General features: G+C 35.9%; 5 protein-coding genes. All 5 read left to right on the forward strand.

What is annotated here, in order from left to right:
- Positions 1 to 14 precede the first annotated feature (14 nt).
- The 5 genes from OVA16_RS14565 to OVA16_RS14585 all read left to right on the forward strand — a co-directional run bounded on the left by OVA16_RS14565 (position 15) and on the right by OVA16_RS14585 (position 13,186).
- Positions 15 to 4,244 carry a glycosyl hydrolase family 95 catalytic domain-containing protein gene (locus OVA16_RS14565; RefSeq protein WP_267760723.1) on the forward strand — a complete coding sequence of 1,410 codons (4,230 nt, stop codon included), beginning with the start codon at positions 15 to 17 and terminating at the stop codon, positions 4,242 to 4,244.
- Positions 4,245 to 4,275: 31 nt separating this feature from the next.
- Positions 4,276 to 7,935 carry a T9SS type A sorting domain-containing protein gene (locus OVA16_RS14570; RefSeq protein WP_267760726.1) on the forward strand — a complete coding sequence of 1,220 codons (3,660 nt, stop codon included), beginning with the start codon at positions 4,276 to 4,278 and terminating at the stop codon, positions 7,933 to 7,935.
- 30 nt (positions 7,936 to 7,965) lie between these two features.
- Positions 7,966 to 8,613, forward strand: coding sequence for a hypothetical protein (locus OVA16_RS14575; protein WP_267760729.1), 648 nt, complete (start codon positions 7,966 to 7,968; stop codon positions 8,611 to 8,613).
- A 335-nt stretch (positions 8,614 to 8,948) separates the two neighbouring features.
- Positions 8,949 to 11,147, forward strand: a complete 2,199-nt coding sequence (locus OVA16_RS14580; RefSeq protein ID WP_267760731.1) for an alpha-galactosidase — start codon at positions 8,949 to 8,951, stop codon at positions 11,145 to 11,147.
- 2 nt (positions 11,148 to 11,149) lie between these two features.
- Positions 11,150 to 13,186: an alpha-galactosidase gene (locus OVA16_RS14585; protein ID WP_267760733.1), complete on the forward strand. Its 2,037-nt coding sequence runs from the start codon at positions 11,150 to 11,152 to the stop codon at positions 13,184 to 13,186.
- The last annotated feature ends 23 nt before the right edge of the window (positions 13,187 to 13,209 follow it).

Raw genomic sequence — 13,209 nt, forward strand, 5'->3', positions numbered from 1 at the left:
TAACAGCAATCATCATGTTAAAAACAAGCATTTTATTCCTTCCGTTATTTTTAGTTTTTCAATTATCACTTTTTGCGCAAAAAGGTAAGCATGATGATAATTTGAAGTTATGGGATAAAGCACCCGCATTAGATTGGATGACAGAAGCTTATCCCATTGGTAACGGTAAAATTGGCGGGATGATATTTGGCGGGATAAGAAAAGAGCACATCCAATTTAATGAGAATAGTTTGTGGACTGGTGATGAAAGCGAAACTGGAGCTTATCAGGCTTTTGGAGATATTTTTATAGATTTTTTGAATTCAAATCCGTCTTCGGTAACTGGTTATAATAGAGAGTTAAATTTGAATAATGCCATTCATGCCATCAATTATCAAAATAATGGGATTAAATTTTCACGAGCGTATTTCGCAAGTCATCCTGATAAGGTAATGGTTTTAAGCTATACTTCTGATAAAAAAGAAGCTTATTCTGCAATTATTAGCTTTAAAGATGCGCACGGAGCAAAAGTTACAGCAAACGGAAATCAACTTAAAATTACTGGTGCGCTAGAAAACGGACAAAAATATAGTGCCGCAATTTTAATAAGGCATAGTGGGGGGACATTAACAATTAAGAAAGATGAAGGCGGTAATCATCAAATTCAACTAAATAGGGTAAGCAACTTCAATATTATTCTTGCTGCGGCAACAGATTATGTCAATAAAAAATCAAGTAATTGGAAAGGGGAAGATCCAAATATTGTTGTTCAGCACTATCTAAAAGCTGCTGGTTCACAAAGTTTAGCGCAGTTAAAAGAGAAACATATTAAAGATTACCAACAATTGTTTGGCAAAACAACTTTAAATTTAGGAACAGATGTATTAAACACCAAATTAACTACCAAAGAAAGAATTATTGATTATAAGAAAACCAGAAACCCAAATCTTGAAGCTCTATTGTTTCAGTACGGGAGGTATTTACTCATAAGTTCTTCCAGAAAAGGAGGGTTGCCAGCCAATCTTCAGGGGCTTTGGAATAATAGCAATAATCCGCCGTGGAGATCAGATTATCATTCGAATATTAATGTTCAAATGAACTATTGGCCTGCAGAACCTACTAATCTTTCTGAATGTCATATCCCGTATTTAGATTATATCAACAGTATGCGGGAAGTAAAAAAAATAAATACGCAAAAGGAATATCCGGGAGTTAGAGGATGGACAGTTAGAACAGAAAACAATATTTTTGGTGGCGAAAGTTTTAGTTGGAACACTCCCGGAAGCGCTTGGTATGCACAGGCTATTTGGGAACATTATGCCTTTACACAGGATAAAAACTATTTGAAAACTTTTGCCTATCCTATCCTTAAAGAAATCTCAGAATTTTGGGATGATCATTTGAAAAGAAGGCCTGATGGAACTGTGGTAGCACCTTTGGGATGGTCTCCAGAGCATGGTCCAAAAGAAGACGGAGTAAGTTACGATCAGCAGATTGTATATGATTTGTTTACCAATTATGTTGAAGCGTCCGATTCTTTAAAAATTGATAAAGCATATAGAGACCATATTCTCTCATTAAGGAATAACTTACTGAAACCTAAAATTGGCAAATGGGGGCAATTACAGGAATGGGAAACGGATAGAGATGATCCTGAAAACAAGCACCGTCATGCTTCTCATTTATTTGGATTGCACCCGGGTAGACAGTTTAGTGTTACGCAAACACCTGAACTTGCACAAGCAGCGAAAGTTAGTTTAACAGCAAGAGGAGACGAGTCTACAGGTTGGTCTATGGCTTGGAAAATGAATTTTTGGGCTCGTTTACACGATGGAGAACATGCTTATAAGATATTAAACAATTTTATCAGTCTAGTTGGCGGCGAAGGAATAGATTATAATAATGGTGGCGGTATTTATGCGAATTTACTCTGCGCACATCCACCATTTCAAATAGACGGTAATTTTGGATATACTGCTGGTATTGCCGAAATGCTATTACAAAGCCAGACAGATGAAATACAATTTTTACCAGCAATACCAAAAGCTTGGATCAAGGGTAACGTTACAGGATTAAAAGCAAGAGGTAATTTCGAAATAGCTTCTTTAGAATGGGAAAATGGAGAAGTAACCCGTTTACTTATCAAGTCTTTATCGGGAGGTAAATGCAAAATTTTATTGCCAAACGCATTGAAAGGACCTTTTGAAAGTAAGCAAAAGGGAAACAAGTATAACGTTGTATTTAATAGCGTTGCAGGTAAATCTTACGAGTTTAAAAAAGTAAAACTAATTCATAATAAATTGAAAATATTAAGAAATTTAGGCGTAGCTGTTATATTGGTATTCGTAACCTCGTCTACGTTGTGGTCAAAAATTACATTGCCTACTTATTTTAGCTCAAACATGGTGCTGCAGCAAAATGCGGAAATTACGATGGAAGGCAAAGCAAGTCCACGTAATCAAATCATGTTAGTTACCTCATGGGATCAAAAAAAATACACAACATGGACAGATCAGGCTGGGGATTTCAAGATCAAAATAAAAACTCGTTCTTACGGCGGCCCTTATTTGATGGTGCTATCGGGAGATGGAATGGCGATAAAATTCGAAAACGTTATGATTGGCGATGTTTGGATCTGTTCTGGGCAATCTAATATGGAAATGCCATTAGCCGGATGGGGGAAAATCAATAATTTTCAGCAAGAGATAGCTAATTCAAACTATCCAAATATTAGGCTGTTACAGGTAGAACATGTAACGAGTAACACGCCTCTCGATAATGCGAAAATTGTGAACGATAAAGGTTGGCAGGTATGCAACCCTGAGAATATAGCTGAATTTTCTTCTGTTGCTTATTTTTTCGCTAGAGAAATCAATAAAAAAACAAATGTGCCAATTGGCTTACTACATACTTCATGGGGAGGTACAATTATAGAAGCCTGGACAAGTGGCGAATCTTTATCCACCATCAATGATTTTAAAGAAGAAGTAAAAGAGTTGACAAAATTTAGTCACAGTAAGCTAGCTGCCAGATTAGACTTAAACATTAAAACTTGGACAAAAAAAGCTTTTGATAAAGATAGAGGTTTTTTAAACGGGCAAGAAAGATGGGTTTCTACTGATTTTGATGACTCGAAATGGGCAACCATGAACCTGCCTGAATCTTTTGAAAATACTTCTTTGGGAAATTTTGATGGTGTGGTTTGGTATAGAAAAACGGTAGATGTTCCGGCCTCAATGTCCGGTAAAGATTTAGTGTTAAACTTAGGCCCAATAGACGATTTTGATATCACTTATTTTAACGGACAAAAAATTGCGGAAGGTGCTGGTTACAGCACTCCAAGAAAATATACCATTCCCGCAGGTTTAGTTAAAGCAGGCAAAAATACCATTGCCGTTCGTGTGTTTGATACTGGTGGTGGCGGCGGAATTTATGATAAGAACAGTAAAATAGCACTTTCCTTAGGTTCGCAAGAAATTTCTTTAGTAGGAGAGTGGAAGTATAGTATAGGCTTACATTTGAATGAATTGCCGCCATATCCAAGACCAATAGATGGCCCAAATAGGTCTACTGTATTATACAATGCTATGATTAATCCTTTCATTAATTTCAATATTAAAGGAGCAATTTGGTACCAAGGAGAAAGTAACGCAGAACGGGCAGAGCAGTATAAAACATTATTTCCTTTATTGATAAAAGATTGGAGAGCTAAATGGAATAACGGAGATTTTCCTTTCTATTTTGTACAACTAGCAAACTTCATGAAGAAAGATGAAAATCCCCCTCAACAATCTGATTGGGCACTTCTTAGAGAAGCACAATCTCAAGCACTTGCTTTGCCAAATACAGGAATGGCGGTAACCATAGATATTGGCGATGCGCAAGATATTCATCCGAAAAACAAACAGGATGTAGGAAAAAGACTTGCTCTAATCGCCTTAAATAAAAATTATAAATCCAAAACGGAGTTTAGTGGTCCTGTTTTAAAAGGTAAGCAAATAAAAGCTAATAAGGTAATCTTATCCTTTAATCATGATACTGGCTTAAAAACTAAGGGAGAAAAGTTAGAGGGTTTTGCTATTGCCGGCGAGGATAAGAAATTCTATTGGGCAGATGCGAAAATAGAAAATGGGAAAGTGATTTTAAGTTCAGAAAAAGTTCCTAATCCAGTTGCAGTAAGATATGGCTGGGGTAATAATCCATCAACTAACTTAACTAATAACTCTAATTTGCCAGCCTCGCCTTTTAGGACAGATACTTGGTAAGACATAGTTATAAAGTATAAACGAACTTCAAATGAAAATAAGTTTACCAATATTGAAGAAGACCAATGTCTTTTTAAAGTTTGTTGCGCCCAGCATAATTTTTTCACTTTTACATTTTGCTGTATTTGCTCAAGATTGGCAGGCAGAAAGTGGTGTCATTTCTAACGGAGCAAATATCCAGAATTGTACTTCATGTGCGGGTGCTAATTTAGTAGGCAATTTAGGTGGCCCAACCAATGGAACCTTAACTCATACAGTTAACGTTTCTACGGCAGGAGTATATGCATTAACAATTTATTACGCAACAGAGAATGCTCGTCCTATTAACATTACGGTAAACGATAATACTCCTGCCAGATTTAATTGTATGGCTACAGGAGGATGGACAACTGTAGTAAGCCTTACTACTAACATTAGTCTTAAAGCTGGAAGTAACACCATAAAATTCGATAGCCCTAATGAATGGGCGCCAAATATCGATTGGTTTAATCTCTCCGCAATTAATGCAGATACGAAGAGAATTGATATTGCTTCGGGAAGTTTTATAGAATACTCACTACAAACTGGTAAATACAATGTTTATTTTGATAACATCAGAGTAATCTCCGATGCTTATGCAGAAGCTAAAACACCTTCTGCCACTATTAATAGTGTAAACTATTCTTCCAGATTGTATAGTTCTTCTTCTATATCAGATAATTTTGGAAGTGGTACCAAGCATATCATTTCTATCTCTGGAAATGGTTTAGTACCAATGGAGCACATATTTTATGTGTATAATAACAAACCTTATTTTTTTACCGAAATCATTTTAAACGGTAACCAAGTAAAGAGTAATTACATGGCTCCTTTAGTTACTTCTAATGTTACTTTGCCATTTAATGGCGTTAATACAGCATTATTTGTGCCTTTTGATAACGATGCTTTTGTAAGGTACGATGCAAAATCACTTTCATCTAATCAAAACTTTACCACATCAGAGGTGAGTGCCATTTATGATAACACAAGCCGCAAGGGTATTATTATGGGGTCTTTAGAGCAAACCGATTGGAAAACAGGAGTTAACATTGCAGGAAGAACCAATAAGCTGACAAATTTCAGCGTCTTTGCCGGGCTATCTAACAAAGCCATTACCAGAGATGACGGTACTGCACACGGCATGGTTGGCGGAAATACAAATACGGTAAAATCTGCTAAAATGATGATTGGTTATTTTGACGATTGGCGAACTGGGATGGAAGAGTATGGGAAATTGAATAAAATAGCTCAGCCTCAGTTTGTTTTTAAATGGGATAAGCCAACACCCTTTGGATGGAATAGCTGGGGTGTAATTCAAGATAAGCTTACATTTCAACATACAAAATCTGTAGTAGATTTTTTCGCTAACGATTTAAAAACCTTTAGAAATGGTAATACACTTTTTATTGATCTTGATGCCTGGTGGGATTTCTTGTCTGATGCAGATTTAAAGGCATTTGCTGATCGTTGTAGAGCAAACGGGTTTGTTCCAGGGTTATATTTTGGACCATTTGTAGATTTTTCATGGAAAGACGGGCCACGTAATGTGGAAACCACCGCTACTCCTTACAGCGAAGTTTGGACTAAGGCAAATGGAAAGTACAACGATATGGATGGTGGTAGGGCAATGGATCCAACACATCCCGCAGTAAAAAGTAGAATAGATTGGATGGTAAACAAATTCTCGGAATTAGGTATTGGAATGGTAAAACTAGATTTCCTAGGTCACGGGGCTATAGAAGCTGATAAATTTTATGATCCAAACGTTACCACCGGAATGCAGGCCTATCGTCAGGGCATGGAATACATCATTAATAAATTAAACAGCAAAAAGATATTCGTTTATGCCGCAATTTCTCCGAGTATGGCGTCTGGAAGATACATTCACTCTCGACGAATTGCTTGCGATGCTTGGGCTACAATAGATCAAACGCAATACACCTTAAACAGTACCAATTATGGTTGGTGGCAAACTTTTGTGTACGATTATATCGATGCAGATCATATCGTTTTAGCAAAAGAAAGTGAAGGTGTAAACAGGGCCAGGGTTGCCTCGGGCTTAATTAATGGTACTTTTATTACTGGCGATGATTTTTCTGTAACAGATCAATGGACAGCCAGGGCCAAAGATTATTTCCAAAATCAGGATCTTTTGGATATCAGTAGAAACGGAATTGCTTTTAAACCCTTAGATGGTAATACCGGAACAAATGCGAATGAGATATTTGTTCGCGAAATTGGCAATTATACATACGTTGCGGCTTTTAAATATGGTGCTGGCTCTAAAAATTACAGTATAGATTTAAAAAGATTAGGCTTAACAGATGGACAGAATTACAGATCAAAAGAACTTTTTGGTGGAGCTGTAACTGTTGTTAACGGGTCGCTCAATTTTACCATTTCTGGTGCTGGAGCGTCCATATTTAGGCTACAATTAGGTGGAGATCAGCAGCAGACTATAAATTTTGCACCAATCGAAACTAAAACTTTCGACAAACTAGCTTTAGAAAATCCTGCCACTGCTACATCGGGTTTGCAAGTTACTTATAAAAGCAGTAATGCTAATGTTGCTGTTGTAGAAGGAAATAAAATAATCTTTAAAGGTGTTGGTTCAACCGTTATCACGGCTTCACAGCCCGGAGACGCAACTTATTTAGCTGCAACCGATGTTACACAAATACTAACAATTACCAAAGGAACACAAACGATACAGTTTGCAGAGAGCTTTTCTAAACCATCTAATGCAATTGATTATTCGCCAGAAGCAGTAGCAAGTTCGGGTCTAGCTGTTAGCTTTTCGAGCAGTAACCTAGAAGTTGCAAGAATAGTAGATAATAAAATTCATATCCTAAAACAAGGAACTACAACTATAACGGCATTGCAAGCTGGAGATAATAACTGGTTACCTGCCACTTCAGTTAACCAGACCTTAACTATAACTCCAGCTTTTGAACTCCCTGCTAATAATTTTAAAATTTCCGTTAGCGATGAATCTTGTATCGATAGTAAGAACGGTAGTATCAAAATTAACGCTACTCAATTATTAAACTATACGGCCAATGTTACGGGTAATAATTTCAGCAAAACCTTTGCATTTGATGGTAGTTTAAATATTCCAGATCTGGCAAGTGGCACTTACAAAGTATGTATAACCGTAAATGGCATTGCAGAATATAGCAGCTGTTATGACCTAAAAGTAGGCGCTCCACAGCCTTTGTCTGTTTATTCTTTTGTAAACAAGGCAACTAACACATTAGAATTAAGTTTTTCTGGTGCTGCTAAGTATAATATCGAATTAAATGGAAAAGTTTACCAGTCAGTTTCAAATTATATCTCCTTAGCTATTCAGGAAGGGCAAAATATACTATCGGTTACTACAGATAAAGCTTGTCAGGGTATTTATGAGCAAAAAGTTTTTCTTGAAAAAGGAAAAACAGTTTATCCTAATCCTTTCCAGTCCAGTCTTTTCATCGTCATTGCAAATGATTCATCTCCAACGGCAGAAATTACTGTTTTCTCTGAAAGTGGAAAACTAGTCTATAGCCATCAACATCAAGTTGTAGGTAACCAGATTGCTGTTAACCTTAGTCATTTACCTAGTAGCGTCTACACCTTGAGGATAAGGACCAAACTAGGTGTTACTACTTCAAAAATTGTTAAAAATGAAAAATAGCATCATGTTACTTTCTTTTTTTTAATCCTGGTGGGATGTAAGAAAAACAAAGGCTCGGAGCAAGTAGGGCAACCGCCAAAATCTGTTACGCTTTTATTACCTAAATCAGATGAGGTTTGTGCACTTGGACCAATAACTGCAGATAAAAGTAAAATTAGCTTTAGCTGGAGTAGAGATGAAAATTCTGACAGATATGAAGTTATTGTAAGGGATCTTAAAACAGGAAATTCAAGTACTCATGAAACTACAGATACAAAGTTGGATATTAGCCTTTCTGTAAACACTCCATTTTCTTGGTATGTGCGTTCCAAGTCTTTAAAAAATAGCGCTAGTGCTCAAAGTACGATATGGAAATTCTATACTTCGGGCCCAGGAATAGCATCTTTTGCACCGTTTCCGGCAGATAAGTTGGTGCCAACATTAAAACAAGATGTAACCGCAGTAAATGGAAAAGTTACCTTAAGTTGGGTAGGTTCGCATGTAGATAACAATATTCTAGGTTATGATATCTACTTGAGCGAAAATATGAGTAACCTTATATTGATAAAAGAAAATCAGGTTTCAAGTCCTTTAACAATAGATGTAGCTGCTAACAAAACTTACTTTTGGAAAGTAATTACTAAAGATAAAAACGGAAATAAGTCAGATTCTGGCTTATATCAGTTCACTGTGTTATAAAAAAAACTTAATTAGTGTTTGTTAGATGTAATTGATCTTTTACATCCTTTCTTTTTTTACTGACGCAATAAGATATCAACCAAATTAAAAAGATAATTCAGCTGATTGATAGCTATTTAAACAACGTTTGTTTGTTGTTTTCCAGTCTTTTGTTTTCGGAGAGAAGCCTTCAGACTGAAAATCAAGTTTAAACAAGTTTTAAATATCATATAAATTTCTATTTTTGTAGAACAGTATAGAATAGATAAGGCTTTCACTGTAACCAAATTAAAATAATGCTTGATAGCGTTGAACAATTCCTCGCACTATTAGCTTAAACTTTATGTAATAATATTATGAAATGTAAATTCTCCATCTCATTCGTATTGAATTTTTTCTTGTTAACTGCTTTACTTCCAAAATATGTATTTGCGCAAGGCGAAATAATTTCAATCGAAACTAAAAATCATGCTTTAGTATTAAATGTGACAGGGAAAAAAGATTTGAATACTATCTACTTAGGTAAAAAGCTGGCTAACAAAGAAGAGTATGCAGCAATTTCATCAGCATATAAGCAAACAGAAGATTATACTGAAATTCTAAATTCTGCTTATACGCCTTCTGGATCCAGAAACTTGGTAGAGCCCGCAATTACGGCAACCCATGCCGACGGCAACAATTCGTTAGATTTAAGATACATTAAACACGAAATAAAAACTTTAAAACCCGGTGTGTCTCTCACAAAAATTTATTTGAAAGATCCTGTTTATCCTTTTGAAGTTTCATTATTCTACAAAACATATTTTAATGAAGATGTGGTAGAGCAATGGACAGAAATAAGCCACAAAGAAAAAGGGCTAGTAACATTACATAAGTACGCTTCGGCAAATTTGCATATTAAGAGAAACGATTTCTGGTTACGTCAATTTTATGGAGACTGGGCTAAAGAAATGCAAGCAGAAGAAAGCAAAATTACACATGGCATTAAAACACTAGATTCTAAATTAGGTACCAGAGCAAACCTTTTTCAGCCTCCAGTTTTTATGGTATCTTTTAACAAGCCTGCGACAGAAACAGAGGGCGAAGTGTTGTTTGGATCTTTACAATGGAGCGGTAATTTTAGAACAGATTTAGAATTAGATCATCAAGATAACCTTAGGATTATTTCTGGAATAAATAATTTTGCATCTCCTTATGCTTTAAAAGCGAATGAAGTATTTACAACTCCAGTTTTTATGTATACTTTCTCTGCAGAAGGTAAGGGTTTGGCAAGCAGAAACTTGCATAATTGGGCTAGAGAATATAAATTGCTAGATGGAAATGGAGAGCGTTTAACCTTATTAAACAATTGGGAAGCCACCTATTTCGATTTTGATGAGAAAATTTTAAAAGATCTTCTAAAAAGCACTAAAAAACTAGGTGTTGATTTATTCTTATTGGATGATGGATGGTTTGCAAACAAATACCCTCGAAATGGTGATGTAGCAGGTTTGGGAGATTGGCAAGAGAACAAGAAAAAATTGCCTAATGGTATTTCTTCTTTAGTAACAGAGGCTACAGCAAATGGCGTAAAATTTGGTATTTGGATAGAACCTGAAATGGTTAATCCAAAAAGTGAGTTATACGAAAAAAATCCTGATTGGGTAATTAAACAGCCTCAAAGAGAAGAGCACTATTTTAGAAATCAGTTAGTGTTAGACTTAAGTAACCCAAAAGTGCAGGATTTTGTATTTGGAGTTGTAGACGGTTTGTTTACTAAGAACCCAGAATTGGCATACATCAAATGGGATTGTAACGCTGTTATTTATAATGCGCACTCTGCATACCTTAAAAATCAATCGCACTTATATATAGAATATGTTAGGGGCCTATATAAGGTGTTAGAAAAAATTAGAACAAAATATCCTAAAGTACCAATAATGCTATGTTCTGGAGGCGGTGGAAGAGTAGATTATGCGGCCTTACAGTACTTTACAGAGTTTTGGCCAAGCGATAACACAGATCCTTTAGAAAGAATATTTATCCAATGGGAAAATTCATATTTTTATCCTGCAATTAGTAGCGCAAACCACGTTACAGATTGGGGCAAACAACCCATTAAATTCCGTACAGATGTTGCCATGATGGGCAAGTTAGGCTTCGATATTGTTATTGATCATTTGAAAGAGAACGATTTGAAATTTGCGCAACAATCCGTTAAAAATTATGATGCTGTAAAACATATCATCTGGAAAGGTGATCAGTACAGATTGTCGCATCCTAAAAAAGACGATGTTGCAGCTATGTTATTTGTATCGAAAGATAAAGCCTCGGCACTTTTATGTAATTACTTGGTAAATAACAGGTATGGTGCCGGAAGCAAATTTCCTGTTAAATTAGAAGGATTAGATCCTAATAAAAAATATAAATTGACTGAAACAAATCTATATCCTGAAACAAAAAGTGCAACTGATGAAAGCAAAGTGTATTCAGGCGATTTTTTAATGAAGGTTGGCTTCAATCCTCAAGTAAATAAAGATAGAGCAAGCGTTATATTAAAAATAGAAGCTCAATAGTAATGAATAAAAATTATACCGTATTATTTCTTTTACTAATAGTGGGGCTGCCGGTTTTTGCCAGCCAACCTATTGCCAATAAAATCATCCCATTTGGAAACGGAAATGAATTAGTTATTTATACAAAAACAGGTCTGTTTTCTATTAAGAACAAGGGAGAAGTAATTCTTAATCAAGCTAAGGGTGCTTATATTCTAAATCATAAAACTTACGAGTCTAAAGATTACCAGGAAAGAAAGATTGCGCAGTTTAGCGTTAATGATAATTTTGGAGAAGGCCAGAGTTATATACTAACGTCCAAGGGCAAAGGTTTACCAGAAATGCAACAGCATTTTACTTTCTATAAAGGAAAATCTTACTTGGTTTTTCAATTAATTGTTAGAGGAAAAGCACTAAAATCGAATTATTTAGCTCCATTGATAACAAATAATGCTAAAGTAAAAGATGCTAAAAGTACAAAGACACTTTTTGTTCCATTTGATAACGACACATTTATCAGATATGATGCTCCAGCACTATCTTCAAAGGAAATGACAAGTTCAGGTGTAGGAGCAATTTATGATGGCGAAAATAGAAACGGATGGGTTTTAGGTGCATTAAATCATACTGTTTGGAAAAGTGCAGTTCGTTCTGCTGGTGCGGTAAATCATATTTCTAAGCTCGAATTATGGGCAGGCCATAGCGACGTAAATATCACAAGAGATTCTATACCTCATGGGTATTTAACAGGAAATAAAATCGAATCGCCAAAAATGTACATCGGTTATTTTTCCGATTGGCGTGAAGGCATGGAACAGTTTGCGAGCGCCTGCAAAATTGCAGATGGACAGTATGCTAAAAAATGGGACAAGGCAACGCCAATTGGATGGAACAGTTGGGGGGTAATTCAAGAGAGATTAACTTACGAAAAAGCGGTGGGTGTAGCGAATTATTTTGATAAGGAGATACCAAAATTTAGAAATGAAGATCATACGGCATTCATAGATTTAGATTCTTTTTGGGATAATATGGTTTCTGGTGGATTTTCCGGAGATTTCTCTAAATTGAAAGAATTTGTAGCTCATTGCAAAGCAAGAAACTTAGAGCCAGGCGTTTATTGGGCTCCTTTTACCGATTGGGGATTTAAAGGACGTAAAAATCGTAAGGCCGAGGGTAGTGATTATACTTTCGATGAAATGTGGACAAAAACTGGGAAAGGCTACCATGACTTAGATGGAGGAAGAGCGCTGGATCCAACACACCCAGGTACAAAGGCAAGAGTAAACTATGTGATAAATAAATTGAAAGAGTGTGGTTTTAAAATGATTAAAATAGACTTTCTTGGTCATGCTGTCGCAGAGTCTGTACAGTTTTATAACCCGACCATAACTACAGGCATGCAGGCTTACAGAGTAGGAATGGAAGACCTTACGAATGCTTTAGACAATAAGATGCTAATATATGCTGCAATTTCGCCGAACATAGCTACCGGAAGATATGCCCATATCAGAAGAATAGCTTGTGATGCTTGGAGTTCTATAGAAAATACGGAGTATACGCTGAATAGCGTGACCTATGGCTGGTGGCAGAAAAACTTATATGATTATTTAGATGCTGATCATCTTGTGTTTCGAAATGAACCTGTTGGAGCAAATAGAGCAAGGCTAATCTCAGGATTGGTAACTGGGCCAGTAATACTTGGAGATGATTTTTCTGTAAAGGCAGATTGGCAAAAACAAGTTAATGAGTGGTTACAAAATGATAATTTAAAGGAGGTTGTAAAAAGTGGAAAAGTCTTTACGCCCGTAGAAGGAAATGTGGGAAACGCTGCTTCACGGTTTTTTGTGCGCAAAGAAAATGAGACTACTTACATTGCTGTTTTTAACTATGATAAGAAAGATAAAGAACTTGCGATTAAAGTTGAACAACTAGGTCTAAGTCCTAATAAAAAGTATAAAGCAATTGAGTTGTTAGGTAATGAAACTATTCATTTCGAGCATATTTTCTCTAAAAAAATTAATTCAGAAAGTGCGTATATTTACCGGCTTGAGACCGAGTAATATATGGATGATAAACATTTGAA

Origin of the sequence: Pedobacter sp. SL55, assembly GCF_026625705.1 — a bacterium.
Taxonomy (GTDB): Bacteria; Bacteroidota; Bacteroidia; order Sphingobacteriales; family Sphingobacteriaceae; genus Pedobacter.